Origin of the sequence: Bradyrhizobium sp. CCBAU 53415, assembly GCF_028128735.1 — a bacterium.
In the GTDB taxonomy this organism is placed as follows: Bacteria; Pseudomonadota; Alphaproteobacteria; order Rhizobiales; family Xanthobacteraceae; genus Bradyrhizobium.
Genome location: NZ_LBJF01000001.1, coordinates 731,417 through 754,356 on the forward strand (window position 1 = coordinate 731,417; position 22,940 = coordinate 754,356).

Genomic DNA, 22,940 nt, shown 5'->3' on the forward strand with positions numbered 1-22,940 from the left:
GCTGCCGCTATTCCATTTCCTGCTGGATCACGCGCCCGAGCGCGAACAGGCGCTGGTCGATCGCTGTTGGAACCTCGCAAACGAAGCGCACGACCTTGTTGCGGTCTTCGAAAATGCGGGTCTTCCAGATCAGTTCGTTGCCGAGTGCCTCGACCTTGGCCTCATCGCGCGGTGTCGCCCCTTGCAGGGCGTGGAGCTGAAGCGTCTCCTCACGGATCTTGTCGGCGGCCTCGCGCTGCTTGCGACTGACGCGTTCGAGCCCGTTCATGACCTGGAAGCGTTGGGCATTGAGCGTGTCGAATAGGCCGGCGAACAGGAGCTTTGCGTTCGCGGTCTTGTCGGCAGAGGAGGCCAGAAATTCCTTCACGGACTTCTCGGCCTCGTCCAGCGGCGTCTTGCGCGCGGACAGCTTTGCGACCAGCGCGCTGACCTTGGCGTCGTCCTTCCATTTGTTCTGGACATCGTCGAGCGGCGGACCGGCCCACACGGCGGCCAGGGAGATCTCCGGCACCTTGGCCTGGGTGCAGGGCCAGTCCGGGTAGCGCGGATCGGCCGCGCGCGCGGCTGTGCCGGACAGCGCGACGACCATGGCAGCCAAGAGCCTGACCTTCATCCTTCGCCTCCCGCAGGCCCGCGTCGCGCCAGCCCGCGCGAGGGATCATAGGCCAAAATCGCTCCGATCATGAAGACGATTGTGCAAGCGGCGACCACCGCCAGCGAGACCCAGTTGATCTGCCCGTACAGCGCGAAGCGGATCAGCTCGACCGCATGGGTGAATGGATTGGCTTCGCAGAGATAATATAGATAAGGGCTACCCTCCTGCACCCGCCAGAGCGGGTAGAGCGCGGAGGAGGCGAAGAACATCGGGAAGATGACGAAATTCATCACGCCGGCGAAGTTCTCCAGCTGCTTGATGCCCGAGGAGATCAGCATACCGAGCGAGCCCAGCATCAGCCCGGACAGAATCAGCGCCGGCAGCACGGTGAAATAGCCCGAGGGCGGCGGGGTGATGTCCCAGAACCAGGCGATCAGCAGGAACGCATAGACCTGGAGCAGCGACACCGCGGTGCCCGCGAGCAGCTTGCAGAACAAGAGGAACCCGCGCGGCAGCGGGCTCACAAGCAGCGTGCGCATGTTGCCCATCTCGCGGTCATAGACCATCGAGAGCGAGGACTGCATGCCGTTGAAGAGCTGGATCATCGCCATCAGTCCGGGCGCGATATAGACCTCGTAGAGAATGTAGGTCTCGTAAGGCGGGATGATGGAGATGCCGAGCACCTGGCGGAAGCCGGCGGCGAAGATGAACAGCCACACCAGCGGGCGCACCAGCGCCGAGACGAAGCGCTCGCGCTGATGCAGGAAGCGCAGCCCCTCGCGCCAGACGATGCCGGTGAGGCAGGTCAGGTACTCCTGGACCGAGAAGCCGCGCGGCGTCTCGCGCGTGGCGATGCTGCTCATGCGCCGCCTCCCGGCATCACTTGCGCGCCGGTGAGGCGCATGAAGGCGGTGTTGACGTCCTGCGCGCCGGCTTCCGCGATGACGCGGCTCATCGGCCCCCGCGCCAGCACCTTGCCCTGGTGCAGCACGACGAGATCGTCACCGGGCATGATCTCGTCGAACAGATGCGTGGCCCAGAGCACGCCGATGCCGTGCTCCGTCACGAGCTGGCGAACATGGCGGATGATATCGGCCCGCGCCTTGACATCCAGGCCGACGGTCGGCTCGTCCAGCAGGAGCAGACGTGGCCGATGCAGCAGCGCGCGGGCGATCTCCAGCCGCCGCATCTGTCCGCCGGAGAGATCGCGCACCTTGCTGCCGGCGCGCTCTTCGAGCCCGATGCGGTCGAGCAGTTCGCCGCTGCGCGCGGCGGCTTCGCGGCGGCCGATGCCGTGCAGCGCGGCGTGATAGAGCAGGTTCTGCGTCAGCGACAGATCGAGATCGAGCGTGCGCGGCTGGAACACGACACCGAGCAGCCGCAGCGCCGCGCCGGGATTCTTGCCGACGTCATGCCCGAAAATGCCGACGCGGCCGGACTGGATGCCGAACAGCCGCGTGATCAGCGAGAACAGCGTGCTCTTGCCGGCGCCGTTGAGCCCAAGCAGCGCAGTGAAGCTCGCGGGCTGCACATTGAAAGAGACGTCTATCAACGCGCGACGCGGACCATAGGTATGGCTGACGCCGTCGATCGACAGCGCCGGCACGGCGGCGGGATCAGGCCCTGGTGCGGCATCGTGTGGCTCGGTGATGGGGGCAGGGCTGGTCATGGCGCGATCGTGATGCCCCAGGGCAGTTCGCCCACCTGGATGGTCTTGATCACCTTTTGCGCAGCAACGTCGATGACGGAGACATCGTTCGACACGCCGTTCGTGGTGAGCAGATATTTCTCGTCCGGCGTGAACGCCATGTGCCAGACGCGCTGCCCCACCAGAAGATATTTCGTCACCTTGCGCGAGGCGACATCGACCACGGCGATGCGGTTGGCGGGACCGAGCGCAATGAAGGCGGTCTTGTCGTCCCTGGTCATGCCGATGCCGACCGGCTGGATCGCCTCTTTCCGCAAGCCCGGAATCTCAAACGTGACCTTGCCGATCACCTCGTGCTTCCCGGGATCGATGATCGACACCGTCCCGCCGATCTCGGAGGATACCCACACTTCCGAGCTGTCATGCCTGAACTCGGCAAAGCGCGGGCGCGCGTCGACCAGCACGTTGGCGACGATCTGGCGCGAGGCGGTGTCGATGAAATGCGCCATGTTGGTGGTTTCAGACGTGTTGATCAGCGTCTTGCCGTCAGGGCTGATGGTCATGCCCTCGGGCTCGACGCCGACCTGGATGTCGCCGAGGCGTGCGCGCTTCTCGAGGTCGATCACGGTGACCGTGTTGTCGTTCTCGTTGGCGACATAGAGGGTCTTGCCGGCGGCATCCTGCGCGAACAGCTCGGGGTCGGGCCCCGAGGGCAGGCTGTCCACCACGCTTTGCGTCTTGGCGTCGATCACCTGGATGGTGTCGTCGTCGCCGACCGCGACCATCACGAACTTGCCGTCGCGCGTGAAATCGATGCCGCGCGGGCGTTGCCCGACCTTGATGGTTTTCGTCACGGTCCAGGTGTCGGTGTCGATCACCGAGATCGTGTTGCTCTTTTCGTTCGAGACGTAGGCGATGAACGCATGCGCGGGCGCCGCGACGAGCGCCAGTCCGGAGAGAAGCCCAACACGCCATATGCGCGACATCTGCGTCCTCACTTCAATTTGCATTTGCTCTCCGGGCGATCGTATCCGAGCGTATCGAGCTCGGAGACCTGGTGCAGGAAGCCCTCCTGCGGCGACACCGACACCACCATGCGGCCGTCGACCAGCAGGATCGGCTGGCGCAGCTGCAGGTTCCAGTCGCGCAGGGTCAGCCGCGTGCCTTTGAACGCGGCGACCGAGAAATCCGGGCTCTTGATGAAGTCGGTGACCTTCTTGACGTCCCCGGAATTGGTGCGCGAGGTAGCCTCGCCGATCATGCGCACCGCGGTCCAGGCCTGCATGTCGAGCGCGGTCATGCGCCGCGAATTCAGCTTGAAGAAGCGGTTCTGCATCTGGATCGCGCCCCACTGGTCTTGCGCCGCGTCCCAGCTGCGTGGCACGAGGCCGGCGGAGCCCGCGACGGGCCGCGGATCCCAGGTGCGATAGGGTAGATAGGCGCCGAACACCTCACTCTCGTCGGCAGCGACCAGCACGTCATAGGCCGGCGCCTGTTGTGTGAACACCGGCATCTGCCGCTGGATCAGCGTGACGCCGCTATCGGTGCGGCGTGCGCCGCCCTTGTCCTCGAAGGTGCGCTCCTGCACGATCTTGGCGCCGAACCGCGTAGCGGTGCGCCGGAGCGCGTCCGCAAACAGCTTGTCCTCGTCATGCGAGCCGACCACGAGCAGCCAGCGCGACCACTTTTTCCAAACGAGATATTGGCCGAGCGCGTCCGCCAGCATCGCGCGCGTCGGCGCGGTGTGGATCACATTGGCGCGGCAATCGGCCTCGCGCAGCCGTTCGTCGATCGCCCCCGCATTGAACAGCAGCGTGCCGCGCTCGCGCAAGACGTCCGAGACTTTCAACAGCGCGTCCGCCGGCAGGTCGGTGACGATGAAGCCGTTGCGTGCGGCGAGGTCGGTCGCCGCCTGCACGACGTCCTCGCCCTCCTTGACGCGGCGCTCCTCCAGCGTGAAGCGTTGGTTGAGGAATTTTCCCGTGGTGTTGTTGTCTTCGATGGCGAGGCGCGCGCCCGCGACGCCGTCATTCTCCGCGGGCTGCTCGACCAGCGACAGAGTCGCTCTGGTGCCGGCGACGCCGAGATAACCGACGCCGATCATGACGGGGTCGGCCGCGAGTGCGCTCGTTGCGGCAAGACTCCAGCCGATCAGGCCGACCAGCCATCGGATCATGTTTCCTCCAGGCGTTCTCCCCGGCTTGACCGCCGCTGGAGAATTGTTTCTGCTTCAAGCATGACCAATTTGTCAGGGCATGCAACCCCGCATTTCGTCCTCGCGCGCGCGAGGCCGGGAATCACGATCCTGCGAGCGCTGATCTGTCCCGCCGCCTTGTTGTTGACGGGTTCAGTCGCTCTTGCCGATCCGCCGAAACTCGCAGTGTTCGATTTCGAGCTGATCGACACCAGCCTGCCCGGCGAGTTCTATGGGTCGAGGCCCGAGGAGGCGCGGCTCGAGCGCATTAGCGAGCAGCTGCGCAAGGAACTGGCAGAGTCAGGCAAGTTCCAGGTGCTCGATATCGCGCCGGTCAGGGACGCCGCCAGTCACGCAAACTTACAGGCGTGCGGCGGCTGCGACCTCAAACTCGCCGGACAATTGGGCGCCGAGCTCGAGATTACCGGCCTGGTACAGAAGGTCTCGAACCTGATCATCAATCTCAACATCTATTTGCGCGACGTGAAGACCGGCAACATGATCACCGTCGCCAGCGCCGACATGCGCGGCAACACGGATGAATCCTGGTCACGCACGATGAGCTATCTCATCCGCAACCGTCTGCTGGCGCCGAATTACGGAAAACCGTGAGGTCTTCGCCTCTCCCCGCTTGCGGGGAGAGGCCGGAATTTGCAGGAGCAAATTCCGGGTGAGGGGAGTCTCCGCGAGTCCAACTGCGACCGACCGCGTGGAGAGTCCCCCTCACCCCGACCCTCTCCCCGCAAGCGGGGCGAGGGAGACGTAAGATCACGCCGTCAATCTTGCCGCATGCCAGTGCAAGTGGTCGCTCATGAATGTCGAGATGAAATAATAACTGTGGTCGTATCCCGCCTGCCGCCGCAGCGTCAGCGGGATGTTGGTCTTGGTGCAGGCCTCCTGCAGCAGCTCCGGCTTGAGCTGCTCCTTCAAGAAATTGTCGGCATCGCCATAGTCGACCAGGAAGCCCGAAAATTTCGCACCGTCCTCGATCAGCGCCACCGTGTCGTGGTTGCGCCAGGCATCCTTGTTCGGTCCGAGATAGCCGGTCAGCGCCTTGATGCCCCAGGGCACCTGCGAGGGCGCCACGATCGGCGCGAACGCGCTCGCAGCGCGAAACCGGTGCGGGTTGCGCAGCGCCACCGTCAGCGCACCGTGGCCGCCCATCGAGTGGCCCATCACCGATTGCCGCTTGGCGTCGACTGGAAAGTTCTCGGCGACCAGCTTGGGCAGCTCGTCGGTGACGTAGCTCCACATCCGATAGTTGCGAGCGAACGGTTCTTGCGTCGCGTCGACGTAAAAGCCGGCGCCCAGGCCGAAATCATAGGCGTTGTTGGCGTCACCCGGCACGTCCGGCCCGCGCGGTGAGGTGTCGGGCGCGACGAAGATCAGGCCGAGCTCGGCGCAGGCTTTACGGAATTCGCCCTTCTCCGTGACATTGGCATGCGTGCAGGTGAGCCCGGAGAGGTACCAGACCACGGGCAGCCTGGCGTCGTTCGCGTGCGGCGGAACGTAGACCGAGAACACCATGTCGGTTCCGGTCGCCTGGCTTGCATGGCGATAGACGCCCTGCACACCGCCATAGGATTTATTCGTCGAGACAGTCTGGATCGTCATGCCCTAGAGCTCCGTGGCATCTCACCACACCAACATTGCAACGCTTGTGTGACCGAATTTTGCGGCGTCGTCAGGCGACGCCGCTGTCGATCGCCAGCCGCACCAGCTCGACCGAGGTTTTCACCCCGAGCTTCTGGCGCATGATGGACGAGGTATTGGCCACCGTCTTGTAGGACGATTGCACCAGCCAGGCGATCTCGGACAGGCTCTTGCCGGCGCTGAGCAGCCGCAGGATCTCCATTTCGCGCGCGTTCAGCTTCGACAGCGGGCTTTGCGCCAGCGTCGGCCCCGCAAAGGCGATGCTGCGCGCGATCGCGGTCGGAAGGTACGTGCCGCCGCCGCCGACGGCGCGGATCGCCTCGACGAGGTCGTGGGGATCGCCGGTCTTGGAAACGTAGCCCTTGGCGCCGCACTCGATCGCGCGCGCGGCGAAAGCAGGATCGTCGTTCATGCTGAACATGATGATACGCGCCTCCGGCGCGCGCTCGAGGATGCGGCGTGCCAGCTCGAATCCGGAGACGGTCGGCAGATTGATGTCGATGATGCAGAGGTCGGGGCGTTCGACGATGAAGACGCACTCGCCGTCTTCGGCGTCGGCGGCCTCCAAAATCTCGACCTCGCCTTCGTCCGCCAGCACGGCACGGCAGCCGGAGGCGACGATGGGATGATCGTCGACGATCAGAATGCGCATAGGCGTTCCCCGCGACAGCCTCGGCCTGTTCTGCGCCGCATGAACTGCCAGGCAAGACGCGTGTGTCTTATGTGGCTTCATGCAACCCGGCCGGAATTGCTGTACGCTTCCGATTAGATATCGGGCGCTTCGCCTCTGTCAACGTCATCGGACAGGCGCGGGCATCCTTCGCGAGGCACGGGCGATACCAATGTGGCAGAATTTATCCTTGCGCGGACGCATCAACCTCTTGCTGGCGCTGCTGCTGGCGCTGGGGCTCGCCGTCAATATCGGCCGCCAGGTCGCGGAAGCCGGGCCGCGCGTGCAGGCCGAGGACCAGAGCGTGATCCGCCTTGCCCGCGAGTTCATCGAGATGATCGTGGCGGATCTCAACGAGGCCACCGATCCGGATGCCAGGCTCGACCGGATCGCGCGCGATCTCAGCCGCCTGCGCCATGTCAGCATCACGCTTCGGGACGGCGGCGGCCATCCGCTGACGCCCCCCCGGCTTGACGCCGACGCCGACACGCGCGCGCCGCCGGCCTGGTTCGTCGCCCTGGTTCATCCCGAGCAGACCGCGGTCAGCGTGCCGGTCTCGATCCGCGGCACGCCCGCCTCACTCGTGATCACCTCGCATCCCGACGACGAGATCGCCGAGATCTGGGACGGGATCGTGACCCAGCTCGAGGTCGGCTCGGTGATCGCGTTCGCGCTGTTCTTGGTCATGACGAACGTGGTCGGCCGGGCGCTGGCACCGCTCCAGTCGCTGGCGGAGGCAATGGGGAAGCTCGAAGGCGGACGCTACGATGCCCGTGCCGCGCCGGGCGGCGCGCCGGAACTCGCCGCGATCTGCACCAAGCTCAATCACCTTGCCGCGACGCTCGGTGAGGCGGTCGAGGACAAGAGGCGTCTTGCCGAGCGTGCGGTGTCGCTTCAGGACATCGAGCGCAAGGAGATTGCGCGCGAGCTTCATGACGAGTTCGGGCCTTACCTGTTCTCGCTGCGCGCGCATGCGAGCGCGCTGGCGAAGCAGGCGGACGGGCGCGACCCGAGCGCGGATGCCGTGCGAAAACACGGCAGCGCCATGCTGGAGCAGATCAATGCACTCCAGCAATTCAACCGCCGTGTGCTGGAGCGCCTTCGGCCCGTGGGCCTTGCCGAGCTCGGCCTGCGCAAGGCGCTCGAATCCCTGTCGCGGCTGTGGCGGGAGTCGCATCCCGACGTCGCCATCGAGACCTCGATCTCGCCGGCGCTGGGCGCAACCGGCGAGACCGCCGATCTCACCATCTATCGTATCGTGCAGGAGGCACTCACCAATGTCTTCCGCCACGCCGGTGCGACCTCGGTCAATGTCGTCATCGAGCCGGCGGAGCAGATGGCTCACGATGGCCGCTTCTGCGCCCGGGTGCGGGTCAGCGACAACGGCCGCGGCATGGAGCCGGGCCAGAAGCTCGGCTTTGGCCTCGTCGGCATGCGCGAGCGGATCCTGGCGCTGGGCGGCACGCTCAACGTCGTCTCCGGCGATGCCGGCTTGACCGTCGAGGCGCTGGTTCCGACCGCTTCTGCCTGATCGCGCCCGGGGCATGATCCGGAAAAGTGTGGGCGGATTTCCGAGACGGTCATGCTCAAAATAATAACCTGAAGCGCGATGATCTCATCGCGCTTCAGGTTAATCGGGAAAAATTCCCGATTCTGTCGGGAAAACGGGTGCGGATACTGCCCGACCTTTTGTGGCTGGCGCGCGAACGGCCCCAGATTACACTCCTCGCTCGACCAAACGGCGAAAATCAGAACAGCCGGTGGTGACGGATGGGAAGGCAGGGATGGGCGAGCGTCTGTGGTTCAAGCGTCGTTTGTTGATGGCGTCGGTTTCGACCGGGCTGGTGTCCGGGTTGGTTTTCGCGAGCCCTGCCGAGGCCGCTCAGGACGAAGAGACCAACGTCCAGAACCTGCCGCCGGTCGAGGTGGCGGCGCCGCCGCCTTCGGCGGCGAGGCGCACCGCGCCGGTGCGACCGGTCGCGCGCGTGGGAGCGCCGGGGTCCGCCGGCCCCAGGACACGTCTTTACGTCTACCCCACCGCGCCGGGCACGGGCAGGGGTCTCGATGTCGACAAGGTCCCGTCGGCGATCAATGCCGTTGATGCCAGCCAGATCAAGCGCACGGGTTCGCTGAACGTCACAGATGCGCTGCGCGACTACGTGCCGGGCGTCAATATCAGCGAAGTCACGGGCAATCCGTTCACGCCGGATGTCGAGTTTCGCGGCTTCGTCGCCTCCCCCGTGATCGGCACGCCGCAGGGCCTTGCCGTGTATCAGAACGGTGTCCGTATCAATGAGGCGTTCTCGGACGCGGTCAACTGGGACCTGATCCCTACCGCCGCGATCAGGTCGGTGACGCTGGTGACCAACAACCCCGCCTTCGGTCTCAACGCGCTGGGCGGCGCGATCAACCTGCAAATGAAGGACGGCTTCACCTATCAGGGCGCCGAGATCGACATCATGGGCGGGTCGTTCGGCCGCATCCAGGGCTCGGCGCAATGGGGCAAGCAGGTCGACAAGAACTACGCCGTCTATGCCGCGCTCGAAGGCTTGCACGACAACGGCTTCCGCAATTTCTCTCAATCGGACGTACGGCGCTTCTACGGCGACGTCGGCTACAAGGCCGGCGACAGCGAATTCCACGCCAATATGGGAGTGGCCAAGAACGATTTCGGCGCCAGCGCGACCGTTCCGGCCGAGCTACTCGACAAATATTGGGGCGCGACCTACACCACGCCGCAGACCACCTCCAATCGCGTCGGTTATCTCAACCTGACCGGCAAGGTCGACGCGACACCGACCTGGACGCTCGAAGGTACCGCCCATGTGCGCAGGTTCGAGCAGAAGGTCGTCGACGGCAATCCGACCGACGTGGAGGAGTGCGGTGCAGATCCGGCGTTGCTCTGCTTTGGCGACGACACCACACCCGCCAACGGTGCGGGCGGCGTGCAGCTTGCCAACCCCTTTGCTCCGGGAACGATCCTCGGCGAAATCGACCGGGGCTCGATACGTTCGACCACGTTCGGCGTGTCGGGACAGGCCACCAACACCGATCAACTGTCCGGCCACGACAACCGCTTCGTGATGGGCGCAACCTATGACGCCAGTGTCACGCGCTACAACGCCACCGCCGAGATCGGCTCGATGGGAGAGAACTACGTCGTCAGCGGCAGCGGTGTCTTCCTGGGAGCGACTCCCACGGTAGACCCCGTTGCCGGCCCCGTCTCGTTGCGGACCGTCAATCAATACAACGGTCTCTACGCGATGGACACGTTCAACGTCACGGATGCCTTCGCCATCACGGGCGGCGGCCGCTTCAACGCGGCGCGGATCTCGCTGGAGGATCAACTCGGGACCGCGCTCAACGGCGATCACACCTTTACCCGCTTCAATCCGATGATCGGCGGGACCTACAAGATCACGCCGGGATTGACCGCTTATGCCGGCTATTCCGAGGCCAACCGCGTGCCGACGCCGCTCGAGCTCGGCTGCGCGGATCCCGCCCGGCCCTGTCTCATCGCGGCGTTCCTTGTTTCCGACCCGCCGTTGAAGCAGGTCGTCTCCAAGACCGTGGAGGCCGGCTTCCGCGGCACCAAGGAGCTGAATATCGGCACGCTCGGATGGAAAATCGGCGGCTTTCGCGCCACCAACTATGACGACATCGTAGCGGTGCCCGTCGTTGGGCGGACGGGCTTTGGCTATTTCACCAATGTCGGCCGGACACGGCGGCAAGGGTTGGAAGCAGAGGTCAACATCAAGTCGCCCACGCTCCAATTCCAGGCCAGCTACGCCTTCGTCGACGCGCGCTTCCTCGATCCGCTCGAGCTCGGCTCGGAAAGCCCGTTCGCCGATGACGCCACTGACACCATCCAGGTCAGACCCGGCAACCAGATCCCTGCGATCCCGCGCCACCGCGTCAAGGTCGGCGTCGATTACGCCGTGACCGACGTCTGGAAGGTCGGCGGCAACGCGCTGTTCGTCTCCAGCCAATATCTCGTCGGCGACGAGTCGAACCAGTTCGCGAAGCTGCCGTCCTATACGGTGTTCAATCTCCACACGTCCTACCAGGTGACGAAGAACATCCAGCTCTACGGCCGCGTCGACAACGTGTTCGACAAGCGCTACGTCACCTACGGCCAGTTCTTCGACCGTGAGGCCTTGCCCAACTTCACCAACGGCGGCAACGACTTCATCGACCCGCGTTCGCTGAGCCCGGCACGGCCGCGCGCGTTCTATGCCGGGATGCGGGTGACGTTCTAGGCGTATACGAAGCGCGGCGGATTCAATGTCGGCGCAGGACTCAAAGCGCGATGCGGTAGGGACGATTCGTTGTCGCGCTTCGGGTTATTCTTCGGGCATGATCGTTCCGGAAAGCCGCTGCACTTTTCCGGATCATGAAACTAGGCCAGTCCCAGGCCACCATCGACTGCGAGAACTTGGCCCGTCATCCATTGCGAGGCGGGACCTGCAAGCTGCACGATCCATCGCGCGATGTCGTCGGGAACGCCGCGCCGACCGAGCGGAATTCGCGCGCGCTCTTCGTCCTTGACGGCTTCTGCCGCTTCCGCGGACAGCCCCATCATTCCGGTCAAGGCGCCGGATTCGGTCGGGCCGGCCGCGATCGCATTCACCCTTATTCCAAGTGGCGCGAGCTCGAGCGCCCAGCAGCGTGTCAGGTGTTCCAGCGCCGCCTTGCTCGCAGCGTAGTGGGACAGTCCCGCGGCCGGCCGGTGACCAAATGTCGAGGAGATGTTGATGATGGTGCCCCGCGTTGACTGCAGGTGAGGAAGGGCGGTGCGGGCCAGCAGGCTTGGACCGACCACATTGACGGAAAAGATGTCCGCGATCCGCTCGGCCGCAACATCCGACAACGGAAGGATGGCTCCTGCGCCGGCGTTGTTGACGAGCGTGTCCAGCCGGCCCCATTTACCGATCGCCTCGGCAATGGTCCGCCCGGCGTCTTCTGCGGAAGCGGTATCCGCAATCAGGCCCGTGATGTTCTGATGCTCCGCCATCGTCTTCTCAATAGGCCCGGCACGACGGCCGGTGATGAGCACCCTGTCGCCTTGGCTGGCGAAACGGAGAGCTGCGGCTCGACCGATGCCGGAACTGCCGCCCGTGATGATGATGACTTTGTTTTCCTGCATGTTCGTTCGCCTGGTTGTGCCGTTCGAAATCGCCGGAGCGCCCGTAGACCAACGCTTCGGCGTCACCAGCTCAGTGCATGTGGAGTCCAGGGCGCAGACTCATCGCGATGAGCGCGCGCCCCGGTTTGGATTCGGTCCGGCAAGCCGCTCAATAGTCCCAGGACACGGGCACCCAGCGGAAAGCGTCGCCGGCGACCGCGACATGACCGACCGACGGGAACGGCATATGCGTGGCCACCAGCAGCTCGCGGTTCGCCGCAAGCTCCCGCAAAAGGTTCACTCTGACGCGGGCGGCTTCCTCGGGATCGTGTTCGAATCCGTTGTGCCAGTCAGGGTGTTCGAATCCGACGGTGAACACGAGGTCGCCGGCGAATGTCAGTCGCTCGCCGCCGGAGGTCAGGCGGACCACGCTGTGCCCGGGGGTGTGACCGCCGGTGCGGCAGACCACCACCCCCGGCGCGACCTCGAATTCGGCTTCAAACGTCCGGAGCTGGTTGTGATATTCGTGCGCGAACCGTTTGGCCGTCTGTCGAAGCGCGTCGGGGAATCCCGGCGGCATGGAGACGCGGGAGAAATCGGGCGACTCCCAAAACTTGACTTCGGCGGCTGCCACATGGATCCGCAGGTCCGGACGCAGCCGGGCTTTCACGCCTTCCACGAGCAACCCGCCGACATGGTCCATGTGCATGTGGGTCAGCACCACGTCGGTCACGGATGCCAGATCGATGCCGGCGGCCTCCAGTCGCTTGACCAACTGCCCGGCTCGCGGAAGGTGCAGGTCCGGGTCCAGTCCGAGCCCGGCGTCGATCAGAATGGTCTGCTCTCCACTGCGCACCACGACCACGTTCAACGCCCAGTCGAACGCGTCCGGCGGCAGGAACATGTCGTCCAGCCAGGCCGCGCGGACCGCGGGGTCGGCATTGTGCGCCAACATCTCGGCGGGTAGCGGCAGCACGCCGTCGCTCACCACCAGCACGTCGATGTCGCCGACCTTCAGGGCGTAGCGCGACGGGACAAGCTCTTCGGGCTTCGATGTCGCGGGGTAGGAGGTGTTGTGCAGGTTCATGTTGGTCTCCTGTTGCGGTTCTTGTTCTGGCTGATCTTCGTTTGAGCAGGCCGCGCCGCCAGGGGGCTGCCGCCTGCCATGGCGTCGTGCGTTAGAGGCTGGTCACGCGTTCCGGATCGGCCGATGCGAGCGCAGCGGCACGTTCGGCCTTCGGCGGATAGATCCAGACGGTGTTGATCTCTTGCTTCGTCTTCTTGGCGACATCGCCGACCATCTCGACCTTGCGATCCCAGCCGCGGGTGAACAGTGCGCCGGCTTCGCCGAGATCGAGACAGGTGACGTAGGCCTTCTGGTGATAGGGCCTGGTGGGAACGCCGAGCAGCTCGGCGGCGGCATTGTTGCCCGCAAAGGCGCCCATGCGCGTGGCGTGCTGGCACGACATCAGTGCGTAATTGCCCTCGTCGTCGCAGGCGGCACGGGCCGCGTCGCCGGTCGCGAAGACGCCCTCGACGCCCGGCACCCGCAAACAGCGATCGACCAGCAACCGGCCGAAATTGTCGCGCTCGGCGGGAATTTGAGCCGTCAGAGGGGCCGCACGAATACCCGCCGCCCAGATCACGGTCTCGGTTTCGATGTGCTCGCCGTTCGACAAGGTGACGCCGGACTCGTCGAGCGAGGCGACCCCGGCCCCGAGGCGGGTCTCTACGCCGAGCTTGCGGAGGGCGCTCTCGATGGTCGGTCGAGGACCTGCGCCCATGTCGGGTGCGATCACGCTGCTGCGCTCGACGATGATGACGCGAGTCTTGGCATCCGGGCCGAGGATTGCGCGGAGCCGCGCCGGCATTTCGGTGGCCGCTTCGATGCCGGTGAAGCCGCCGCCGGCGACGACGATCGTGTCGCGTCCGTTCACGGCCGGCCGCTTGGCGAGGCCATGCAGGTGCCTGTCGAGCGCAATCGCATCGTCCAGCGAATCGACGCTGAAGCCGTGCTCGGCAAGACCCGGAATGTTCGGGCGGAACAGCCGGCTCCCGGCGGCGACCACGACGCGATCGTAGGCAAGCGTCTTCTTGGTGCCCTTCGTCGTGGCGATCTTCACCATGCGGGATTGGGTCTCAACCGTCTCGACGCTGCCCTGAACATAGGTGACGTCGATCGCCTTGAGCACATCGAGGAGCGGCGCCGTCAAGGTCTCCGGATTCTTCTCGTAGAGGCGCGGGCGGACGATCAGCGTCGGCTCGGGTGCGACCAGCGCGATCTCGAACTCGTCGGGCGAGACGCCCCGAATCTCGCGCAGGCGGGCAGCGGAAAGAGCGGCATACATGCCGGCGAAGCCGGCGCCGATGATGACTAGTCGCATTGACGGTCTCCCTTGGTTGATCTTCCTGGGCACAGGCGCGTTGCCGCCGCCGCTACCGGTTTGCGGCAAGCCCTGTTGCGGGCGGCAACGACGCGAAGGTTGAAGCGAATTCGCAGGCGCTCAATGGACGGGGCAGCCGAGCGGCCAGCCCTGACGAAAGACGATCGACGGCGCGGACTTGCGGCTCCAGTCCTGATAGGGAAGGCGGGAGTCGTCTCCGGTGATGACTGAAATCACCGGGTGAGCGCGTTGTACGGATGGCGGCGGAATGTCGTCACCTGCGGTTGAAGTGAAGCGAACGGTCAGCGTGAGTCCGTACACGACCGCGGTCGCGAGACCCTTGCGGGATGAGGTGATTGCCAGCCGGTGGACGAAATCTTTCCCGATCATCATCTCTCTCCGTCGTGGGATTGGACATGATGATGATCTAACCGATCAGGGGTGCCGCTGCCCCAGAGCGATTGCTGTCGCTATAGAGCGATTGCTGCTAACGCATGCGCCTGCGCCAATCGCTCGGCGCTTCGCCGGTCAGCTTCCTAAATGCTGCGGCGAAAGCGGTCTGGGAGGAATAGCCGAGCGCGGCAGCGATCGAGACGACCGACTCGTCGGTGTCGTGCAGCATCCTCATGGCCTGCTCCAGGCGGTGCTGGCGCAGCCAGGCATGCGGCGAAAGCCCGGTGCTTTCCTTGAATGCGCGGCAGAAGTGGAAGCGCGACAGGCCGGCGTCCGACGCGAGCGCGGCGAGCGAGACGTCCGTATCGCTGTCCGAGCGCAAGCGTTCGATCGCGCGGAGCAGGACCTTCGGCGACAGCCCGCCCGTGGCCGGATGGAACGTGGCCGGCGAACCAGTGTGCGCAGCCAGGACGCGGGTGGCAAGAAGATCCGTCACCTGATGCCGGAACAGCGTATCCAGGACCCCGTTGCCTTCGAGCGCATCCGCTGCACTCAAGAGCAGTCTGGACGTGATGGGATCAGGGTGCGCCGTCCGCTCCAGCAGGTCGGCCGCTCCTGCGATCCCGGCCTCGCCGGCAACGCGCTTCAGTGTCGCATTCGGAAGGTAGAGTTGAACGACATCGACGGGCTTCGGAATGTCCCATCGGGAGCTCGATCCTTCCGGAATGATGATCACGACGCCGGGGCGAAACGTGCCGATCGAAACCGATCTTCCCGACCGGCGCTCCATGCGTTGGATCACGCCGTTATACGCCATGATCACGTGGTGGCTCATGGGCTCGACGACGTCATGCAATGGATCATGGTTCCAATGCGCGATTCCGGCACCGGAGGAGTCCAGGGCCATGCGGGTCGGTTCGGTCCCGAGCACCCGCGCCATCTCCACGTCGGCGGCGCGCCGCTCGGACATTGCGCTATCGGCGGGTTGCGCGCTGGGGACGGGCGGCTGGCCCCTGGACGAGGGATTGAGCATGAGTGCGGTGCTCCCGGTCATTGCATAGCTCCTTCTGATCGCTGGCTGCCTCGGATCAGGGGCCGTATTTGTACGGGTCGGCGCGGGTTCTATGCGGCGCGGGGGCTTCGGGTCTTGCCTGAAACGGTTCTGTTTTGCCCGATCCCGCTCCAGGCAATCGTTGCGGTTTCACAAACGCACGATGAGCGACGATGAGCTGTCGCGCGGCCCGACGGACGAGGCCTGGCGCCGCCTAGCCGTTAACCGATCAGAAACCATGGAAAATGATCTGAAAGTTTTACTGAAACTGCTCGGTCCTCTCCGCGTCGATGTGGCGGAGGGCCGTCTGATGACAGAACGCCAGTTGAGAGAGCAGGAATTCCTGATCGCGCGTTACCGGCATTTGGAGCGCGAAGTGACCGACCCGCTTGCCGTGCATCTGCTTCACAGCATCATCGAGGAGCTTGAAGCAGAGCTGCGCAAGGAAAGACCGGATTGGCTCGGGCCGGGTTAACCGTTTGTTCGCACTGATGATGCCAATGATCCGCATGGCAATACCAGGGGAGACTGCTCCCATGCTGAAGGACGGCACCTACGCGGCGTGGTACAGCACGCCGCTCGACCAGGGTACCGGGATCGTCCATGTCGCAGACGGCCGGATTTGGGGGCGTGACAGCCTGATGACGTATCACGGCTCCTGCAGAGTTGACGGCGACCGTTTCACCGCGACCGTGTCGACGAAGCGGCATACCGATGGGCGGGCAACGGTCTTCGGCGTTGAAGATGAGCTCACGCTGGACATCGAGGGATACTCCCTCGGCAAGATTGCGAGATACACCGCGACGGCCCAGCAGGTGCCGGGAATGATCCTCCATGGCACGCTCATTCTGACGGAACAGCAGCCGCCGGCATGTGCCAAGCAGGCGCAGGCGTTCAATCCCGACAAGTTGCCAAAATTGCCGAAGCGCTCGCGCTGATCTCCCTTTTCAGGCTGCCGCCCCAGGAAGCCAAGTGCGATCCTCTCGTTTTGGGGGCTCTGATGGGCATGTCGTGGGCCGCAATTCTGCATCCTTATCCCGCGCCCGCCGGCTTCTCAAACGGCCCGCGACTCGCCATTGTGCGCCGGCAACAACGCAAGAGTGGGGAAGCATCAATGACGGACAAGGTCTCGCGTCGCCAGCTTGCGAAGATCGCGGGGCTGTCCGCAGCCGGGATGACTGGCGCGCTCGACCAAGTCGAAGCCAAGCCGGGACGGCCGCCGCGCGGCGGGAGCGGCTTTCCAGCCGGCTTTGTCTGGGGCACGGCGACCTCGTCCTATCAGGTGGAAGGCGCGGTGAACGAGGACGGGCGAGGACCCTCGATCTGGGACAAGTTCGTGCGCATCCCCGGCAAGATCGAGGACGGCACCACGGGTGACCGCGCCAATGAACACTATCACCGCTACAAGGAGGACATCGCGCTCATCAAGGAACTCGGCTGCAAGGCTTATCGCTTCTCGGTGGCCTGGCCGCGGCTGTTTCCGGACGGCGACGGCAAGCCCAACCCGAAGGGGCTCGACTTCTACAATCGTCTCGTCGATGAGCTCCTGAAGAACGGCATCGAGCCGTGGCTGACGCTCTATCATTGGGACCTGCCCCAATCGCTCCAGGACCGTTTTGGCGGCTGGCGCTCGACGGAAACCTGCAAGATCTTCGGCGATTACGCGGCCTATGTCGCCGAGCGTCTGACCGACCGGGTCAGGAACGTGTTCACGCTGAATGAGAGCGGCCGCTTCGTCTATTTCGGTTACGGCATCGGCATCGACGCGCCGGGGCTGACGCTGCCGCAGGCCGATGTCAACCAGATCAGGCACAACAGCGCGCTGGCGCACGGGCTCGCGGTGCAGGCGGTGCGCGCCCATGGCCGCCGCGGCACCAGGGTGGGGCCGGCCGAGAACGTCGATGCCTGCGCGCCCGCGATCGACACGCCTGAGAACGTTCGCGCCGCGGAGATCGCGCTGCGGGAGATGAATGCCGGTTATCTCAACGTCATCATGACGGGGCGCTATACCGACGCCTTCCTGAAATTCGCCGGGCCCAACGCGCCGAAGTTCACCGATGCGGAGCTAAAGATCATCTCCTCGCCGGTCGACTTCCTCGGCCTCAACATCTACGCGCCGAACAATTACGTCGTGGCCTCCGACCAGGGCGCGGGCTTCATGCCGCTGCCGATCCCGAAATCGTTTCCGCACATGAATTCGGACTGGCTGCGCGTCGGGCCCGAGACGATCTACTGGGTGCCGAAGCTGGCGGCAAAGGTCTGGAAGACGGATGCGATCTATATCAGCGAGAACGGCGCATCCGGCGACGATGCGGTGACGCCGGACGGCAAGATCTACGATACCGACCGCATCATGTATTTGCGGAACTATCTCGCCCAGCTCCAGCGCGCCACCAGCGAGGGCGTGCCGGTGCGCGGTTATTTCCTGTGGAGCCTGATGGACAATTTCGAGTGGGTCTACGGTCTGAACAAGCGTTTCGGGCTGTACCACGTCAATTTCGACACCCAGGTGCGTACGCCAAAGCTCAGCGCCAGTTTCTATCGCAACGTGATCGCAAAGAACGCGGCGGGAGCGTGAACTCTTCCCTCGTGTCGAGGTCGTCGTGCTCGGGCATCCACGTTCTTCGTGCCCGTGGCAAAGCGTGGATGACCGGGACAAGCCCGGCCATGACGTCGCCGAGGCTTTCGTGTAACGGAAAATCCAGCTGAGGGGCTTAAACGCCGCGCATTGACTCTCCTCGCCCCCTTATTCAGAACCGTCCTCAACGCTCATAACAGGAGGACAACGCCAATGGCTGACGCGCTGATCATCGATGCCTGCCGGACCCCACGAGGCGTCGGCAAGGCCGGCAAGGGAGCGCTCTCGGGCATTCATCCGCAGCAGCTCGGGGCAACCGTGCTGCGCGCGCTCGCGGATCGCACCGGCATCAATACGGCCGACGTCGACGACATCGTCTGGGGCTGCAGCGCGCAGGTCGCAACGCAAAGCGGCGATCTCGGCCGCATGTCAGCGCTCGATGCCGGCTACGACGAGCGCGCCAGCGCGGTGACGCTCGACCGCTTCTGTGGAAGCGGCATCACCAGCGTCAACATGGCCGCGAGCTCGATCATGGCCGGCACTGAGGACCTCGTCATCGCCGGCGGCTGCGAGATGATGTCGATGGAGGGACGCCGCGGCGGCGGTCCGATGATGATGGACTCCGGAAATCTGCGCCTTCGTGCGCGGCATCCGCAGTCGCACCAGGGCGTCTGCGCCGACGCGATCGCGACCATGGAAGGCATCACGCGCAGGGATGTCGACGCGCTCGGGCTGGAGAGCCAGAAGCGCGCCGCGCATGCGATCGCGAACGGCCACTTCAGGAAGAGCCTCATACCCGTCCACCACGAAGACGGCAGCCTCGCGCTCGACCACGAGGAGTATCCGCGGCCGCAGACCACGATGGAAGGGCTCAGCAGCCTGAAGCCGGCGTTTCCCGCGATCGCCGACTACGCGCTCGACGACAAGGGCACGACCTATCGCGGCCTCATCCTGCAAAAATATCCCGATCTGAAGATCGACTTCGTGCATCACGCCGGCAACTCCTCCGGAGTCGTCGACGGCGCCGCCGCGATCCTTCTGGCCTCGCCTGCTTACGCCAAGGCGCATGGCCTTAAAGCCCGCGCACGCGTGGTCGCGATGGCCAACATGGGGGACTCGCCGACCCTGATGCTGAACGCGCCGGTGCCGGCCACGCGCAAGGTGCTGGCGAAGGCGGGCCTCACCATCGACGACATCGACCTGTTCGAGATCAACGAGGCCTTTGCAGTGGTGGCGGAAAAATATATCCGCGACCTCAAGCTCGACCGCGCCAAGGTCAACGTCAATGGCGGCTCGATCGCGCTCGGCCATCCCATCGGCGCCACCGGCTCGATCCTGATCGGCACCGTGCTCGACGAGCTCGAGCGGCGCGACCTCAAGCGCGGACTCGTCACCATGTGCGCCGCCGGCGGCATGGCGCCGGCCATCATCATCGAGCGCGTCTAGTCCTTATTTTTCAGGGTGAATCGCGACCGGCCTCCGACAAAGAGGCCGGTCGTCGCTTGTCGAAAGCAGCGAATCAGCTTTAGCAAGATGGCGTGCGGGCCTTTGAAACAAGGCAAAAAACCGCTGCCCGAGGCTTCTCCCGCTCCGGAAGTCGCTAAAAAGCAGGGTTTTTTGCCACAGGGGGCCAGAAAAGCCCGTAAAATCGCGACAAAACTGTGCAGAAGGCTATAGGCCTTCAACGGTTGGTCTAATATGCAACCGGCAACGAATCAGAGGAGACACGATGCCAACCCAGATGTCCAAATCGCAGTTGATCGAAAAGATTGCGACCGCCACCGAGCTTTCCAAGCGCGACGTCAAGAGCGTCATGGAGACGCTGACCGATGTCGGCCACAAGGAGCTCAAGAAGAACGGCCTGTTCCTGGTGCCGGGCTTCGCCAAGTTCGTGGTCATCAAGAAGCCCGCGACCAAGGCGCGCAAGGGCACCAACCCGTTCACGGGTGAAGAGATGATGTTCAAGGCCAAGCCGGCCCGGAAGATCGTCCGCGCCCGTCCGGTCAAGGCCGCGAAGGACGCCGTGTCCTAAGAACGCAAAGGCCCCCTTGAACGAGGGGGCCTCTTGTTGGGGCAGCCGCGAGGGCTCGAGACGGAGGGCTCAACCCTTGCGGCGCTTCACCCGGATCGGGACCGGCTGAAGCCGCGGCTCGGGCGCTGCAAGCGTATCGCGAACCCGGTCGATCGCGCGATCGAGCAACTGGCGCAGCCGCTGCGCTTTCCGCGATCTCTTCGCCCTGTCCAGCAGTTTCTTCATCGCATTCACTCCGCAGCTTCGACCTTGGCATCAGTCGGCTCGAGCGCCGCGGCGATCGCCTCGTCGACGCGCTCCAGCCAGATGAATTCGAGGTTGTCCCGCGCGCTCTTCGGGATGTCGTCATAGTCCCGCTTGTTGCGTGCCGGCAGCATCACTCGCTTCAACCCGGCGGCAGCCGCAGCCACCACCTTCTCCTTGATGCCGCCGACCGGCAGCACCAGGCCGCGCAGCGAGATCTCGCCGGTCATCGCGGTGTCGCTGCGCACCGTACGGTTGGTGAGCAGGGACGTCAGCGCCGTGAACATGGCGACGCCCGCGCTCGGCCCGTCCTTCGGGGTCGCGCCCGCCGGGACGTGAACGTGGATGTCGCTCTTCTCGAACAGCTGCGGATCGATGCCGAGCTGCGAGGCTCTGCTCTTCACCAGCGTCATCGCAGCCTGCACGCTCTCGCGCATGACGTCGCCGAGCTGGCCGGTCAGGATCAGACTGCCCTTGCCGGGCACGCGCGTTGCCTCGATGAACAGGATGTCGCCGCCTACCGGCGTCCAGGCGAGTCCGGTGGCCACGCCGGGAACGCTGGTGCGCAGTGCGATCTCGCCTTCGAAGCGCGGCTGGCCGAGCACCGTGGCGATGTCCTTCGGCGTCACCACGACCTTCGTAGCCATGCCTTCGGCGACCTGCACCGCGGCATGGCGGAACAGCTTGCCGATCTCGCGCTCGAGATTGCGCACGCCGGCCTCGCGGGTGTAGCCCTTGACGATGAGCTTCAGCGCCTCCGGCTCGATCTCGGCCTGCTCGGCCGTCAGGCCATTGGCCTCGAGCTGCCGCCGCACCAGATAGCGCTGCGCGATCTCCAGCTTTTCATCCTCGGTGTAGCCGGCGAGGCTGATGAGCTCCATGCGGTCCAGCAGCGGACCCGGGATCTGGTCCAGCATGTTGGCGGTCGCGATGAACACCACGCGCGACAGGTCGAAGGGCACGCCCAGGTAATTGTCCCGGAACGTCCCGTTCTGCTCGGGGTCGAGCACCTCCAGCATGGCAGCGGAGGGATCGCCCTGAACGCCGCGGCCCATCTTGTCGATCTCGTCCAGCATCATGACGCAGTTCCGGCTGCCTGCCTTCTTGATGCCCTGGATGATGTTGCCCGGCAGCGCACCGATATAGGTGCGCCGGTGGCCGCGGATTTCGGCCTCGTCATGCACGCCGCCCAGGCTGACGCGCACGAAGGGGCGGTCCATCGCGCGCGCGATGGATTGGCCGAGCGAGGTCTTGCCGACGCCGGGCGGGCCGACGAAGCACAGGATCGGCGCCTTGCCCTGCGGAGCGAGCTTGCGGACCGCCAGATATTCGATGATCCGGCTCTTGATCTTCTCCAGGCCGAAATGATCGGCGTCCAGGACGGCTCGCGCCGCCTTGATGTCGATCGGCTTCTCCGCGGGCAGCGCCCAGGGCAGCTCGATCAGCCAGTCGAGATAGGTGCGAACCATGCCGGCTTCGCCGGCGGCTTCCGGCATGCGCTCGTAGCGGCGTAGCTCCTTCTTGGCGTGCGCGTCCGCCTCCGGCGGCATGTTGGCCTTGGCGATGGCTGCCGTCAGTTCGGCGACCTCGGCCGCCTTGCCGTCGCCTTCGCCGAGCTGGCGCTGGATGGTCGCCATCTGCTCGCGCAGGATCGCCTCGCGCTGCCGCTCGTCGAAAGAGGCCTTTGTCTTCTGGCCGATCTCGTTGGAGATGCGCAGCACCTCCAGCCGCTCGGCCAGATGCTTCGACACCTTCTCGACGCGCAGGGCGAGGTCGATGGTCTCCAGCACCTCCTGCTTGTCCTGCGGCTTGATGTCCATGAACGAGGTCGCCAGATCCGCCAGCGCGCCGGGCGCGGTGGTGCCCTGGAACATCGCGGCCAACTCGGGCGGCGCCTGCGGCAGCAGCTCGATCGCCTCGATCGCCTGGCGCTGCAGGTTCAGCGCCCGCGCCTCGATTTCGGGCGAGGTCGTGGTCGGCTCGGGGATCTGCTGGATGCGCGCAGCCGGGAACGGCGTCCCCGGCAGGAAGTCGAGGATGCGCGCGCGCTGCACGCCCTGGCAGACGATGTGGTGGGTGCCGTCGGGCGCGGTGATGTAGCGCACGATGTTGGCGATGGTGGCGACCCTGTAGAGGTCGTCCGGCCCGGGCTCCTCGGTCTCGGGGCTGCGTTGCAGGACGATGCCGACCGGCCGCTGCTCGCGCAACGCCTGCTGCGCGGCGGCGATGGACTTCGCCCGGCCGATCGTGATCGGGGCGATGGCGCCGGGAAACAGCACCATCTCGCGCACGGGAATGATGATCAGCGCGTCGTCGGGGATCTTCACGTCGTTGTTGGTCTGTTCGTTGTTCATCTGTTCGGTGGCCATGATCG

The 22,940-nt window shown here is 64.9% G+C and carries 22 protein-coding genes; 8 read left to right on the forward strand and 14 right to left on the reverse strand.

Going from position 1 to position 22,940, the window contains the following annotated elements:
• Positions 1-7: 7 nt before the first annotated feature.
• Genes XH87_RS03330 through XH87_RS03350 form a run of 5 tightly spaced genes read right to left on the reverse strand, consistent with a single transcriptional unit; the run spans position 8 to position 4,419 of the window.
• Entirely contained in the window at positions 8-613 is a 606-nt protein-coding gene (locus XH87_RS03330) for a hypothetical protein (RefSeq protein WP_271586153.1), read from the reverse strand.
• On the reverse strand, positions 610-1,458 hold the full coding sequence (locus XH87_RS03335; protein ID WP_035705238.1) for an ABC transporter permease: 849 nt from the start codon (positions 1,456-1,458) through the stop codon (positions 610-612). The genes XH87_RS03330 and XH87_RS03335 overlap by 4 nt, the downstream gene beginning before the upstream one ends.
• Positions 1,455-2,264 carry an ABC transporter ATP-binding protein gene (locus XH87_RS03340; RefSeq protein ID WP_271586154.1) on the reverse strand — a complete coding sequence of 270 codons (810 nt, stop codon included), beginning with the start codon at positions 2,262-2,264 and terminating at the stop codon, positions 1,455-1,457. The genes XH87_RS03335 and XH87_RS03340 overlap by 4 nt, the downstream gene beginning before the upstream one ends.
• A complete protein-coding gene (locus XH87_RS03345) occupies positions 2,261-3,229 on the reverse strand; it encodes a YVTN family beta-propeller repeat protein (RefSeq protein ID WP_271586155.1) in 969 nt (322 codons plus the stop codon). Before XH87_RS03345 ends, XH87_RS03340 begins: the two co-directional genes overlap by 4 nt.
• Before the next feature lie 8 nt (positions 3,230-3,237).
• Positions 3,238-4,419 carry an ABC transporter substrate-binding protein gene (locus tag XH87_RS03350; protein WP_271586156.1) on the reverse strand — a complete coding sequence of 394 codons (1,182 nt, stop codon included), beginning with the start codon at positions 4,417-4,419 and terminating at the stop codon, positions 3,238-3,240.
• A 60-nt stretch (positions 4,420-4,479) separates the two neighbouring features.
• On the opposite strand from XH87_RS03350, the gene XH87_RS03355 reads away from it, so the two are divergent.
• Positions 4,480-5,049: a DUF3280 domain-containing protein gene (locus tag XH87_RS03355; protein ID WP_271586157.1), complete on the forward strand. Its 570-nt coding sequence runs from the start codon at positions 4,480-4,482 to the stop codon at positions 5,047-5,049.
• Between the two features lie 156 nt (positions 5,050-5,205).
• Here the strand turns inward: XH87_RS03355 and fghA are convergent, their stop codons facing one another.
• Positions 5,206-6,051 (reverse strand): S-formylglutathione hydrolase, encoded by an 846-nt coding sequence (gene fghA / locus XH87_RS03360; protein ID WP_035705230.1) that lies wholly within the window; start codon positions 6,049-6,051, stop codon positions 5,206-5,208.
• A gap of 70 nt (positions 6,052-6,121) precedes the next feature.
• On the reverse strand, positions 6,122-6,742 hold the full coding sequence (locus XH87_RS03365; RefSeq protein WP_035705228.1) for a response regulator transcription factor: 621 nt from the start codon (positions 6,740-6,742) through the stop codon (positions 6,122-6,124).
• 190 nt (positions 6,743-6,932) lie between these two features.
• On the opposite strand from XH87_RS03365, the gene XH87_RS03370 reads away from it, so the two are divergent.
• Both XH87_RS03370 and XH87_RS03375 read left to right on the forward strand, forming a co-directional pair.
• A complete protein-coding gene (locus tag XH87_RS03370; RefSeq protein ID WP_271586158.1) occupies positions 6,933-8,291 on the forward strand; it encodes a histidine kinase in 1,359 nt (452 codons plus the stop codon).
• Positions 8,292-8,544: 253 nt separating this feature from the next.
• Positions 8,545-11,019 (forward strand): TonB-dependent receptor, encoded by a 2,475-nt coding sequence (locus tag XH87_RS03375; RefSeq protein ID WP_271586159.1) that lies wholly within the window; start codon positions 8,545-8,547, stop codon positions 11,017-11,019.
• Between the two features lie 140 nt (positions 11,020-11,159).
• On the opposite strand, the gene XH87_RS03380 is transcribed toward XH87_RS03375, so the two are convergent.
• The 5 genes from XH87_RS03380 to XH87_RS03400 form a co-directional block, all read right to left on the reverse strand.
• Entirely contained in the window at positions 11,160-11,906 is a 747-nt protein-coding gene (locus XH87_RS03380) for an SDR family NAD(P)-dependent oxidoreductase (RefSeq protein WP_271586160.1), read from the reverse strand.
• 148 nt (positions 11,907-12,054) lie between these two features.
• Complete coding sequence (locus XH87_RS03385) at positions 12,055-12,972, reverse strand: MBL fold metallo-hydrolase (RefSeq protein ID WP_271586161.1); 918 nt, start codon at positions 12,970-12,972, stop codon at positions 12,055-12,057.
• A gap of 91 nt (positions 12,973-13,063) precedes the next feature.
• The gene (locus XH87_RS03390) at positions 13,064-14,269 is read right to left on the reverse strand and encodes an NAD(P)/FAD-dependent oxidoreductase (RefSeq protein ID WP_271586162.1); all 1,206 of its coding nucleotides are present in this window, start codon (positions 14,267-14,269) and stop codon (positions 13,064-13,066) included.
• 120 nt (positions 14,270-14,389) lie between these two features.
• Positions 14,390-14,659 (reverse strand): hypothetical protein, encoded by a 270-nt coding sequence (locus XH87_RS03395; protein WP_271586163.1) that lies wholly within the window; start codon positions 14,657-14,659, stop codon positions 14,390-14,392.
• 97 nt (positions 14,660-14,756) lie between these two features.
• Entirely contained in the window at positions 14,757-15,716 is a 960-nt protein-coding gene (locus tag XH87_RS03400) for a helix-turn-helix domain-containing protein (RefSeq protein WP_271586164.1), read from the reverse strand.
• A 160-nt stretch (positions 15,717-15,876) separates the two neighbouring features.
• Here XH87_RS03400 and XH87_RS03405 point away from each other — a divergent pair, with 160 nt between their 5' ends.
• The 5 genes from XH87_RS03405 to XH87_RS03425 all read left to right on the forward strand — a co-directional run bounded on the left by XH87_RS03405 (position 15,877) and on the right by XH87_RS03425 (position 20,323).
• Complete coding sequence (locus tag XH87_RS03405; RefSeq protein ID WP_271586165.1) at positions 15,877-16,188, forward strand: hypothetical protein; 312 nt, start codon at positions 15,877-15,879, stop codon at positions 16,186-16,188.
• A 61-nt stretch (positions 16,189-16,249) separates the two neighbouring features.
• Positions 16,250-16,651: a hypothetical protein gene (locus XH87_RS03410; protein ID WP_271586166.1), complete on the forward strand. Its 402-nt coding sequence runs from the start codon at positions 16,250-16,252 to the stop codon at positions 16,649-16,651.
• Positions 16,652-16,827: 176 nt separating this feature from the next.
• Positions 16,828-18,291 (forward strand): GH1 family beta-glucosidase, encoded by a 1,464-nt coding sequence (locus XH87_RS03415; protein ID WP_271586167.1) that lies wholly within the window; start codon positions 16,828-16,830, stop codon positions 18,289-18,291.
• Between the two features lie 213 nt (positions 18,292-18,504).
• On the forward strand, positions 18,505-19,737 hold the full coding sequence (locus tag XH87_RS03420; protein WP_271586168.1) for an acetyl-CoA C-acetyltransferase: 1,233 nt from the start codon (positions 18,505-18,507) through the stop codon (positions 19,735-19,737).
• A gap of 283 nt (positions 19,738-20,020) precedes the next feature.
• Positions 20,021-20,323 carry an HU family DNA-binding protein gene (locus XH87_RS03425; protein WP_148738628.1) on the forward strand — a complete coding sequence of 101 codons (303 nt, stop codon included), beginning with the start codon at positions 20,021-20,023 and terminating at the stop codon, positions 20,321-20,323.
• Positions 20,324-20,392: 69 nt separating this feature from the next.
• Here the strand turns inward: XH87_RS03425 and XH87_RS03430 are convergent, their stop codons facing one another.
• Entirely contained in the window at positions 20,393-20,548 is a 156-nt protein-coding gene (locus tag XH87_RS03430; protein WP_193374119.1) for a hypothetical protein, read from the reverse strand.
• A 5-nt stretch (positions 20,549-20,553) separates the two neighbouring features.
• The gene (gene lon, locus XH87_RS03435; RefSeq protein ID WP_271586169.1) at positions 20,554-22,935 is read right to left on the reverse strand and encodes an endopeptidase La; all 2,382 of its coding nucleotides are present in this window, start codon (positions 22,933-22,935) and stop codon (positions 20,554-20,556) included.
• Between the last annotated feature and the right edge of the window lie 5 nt (positions 22,936-22,940).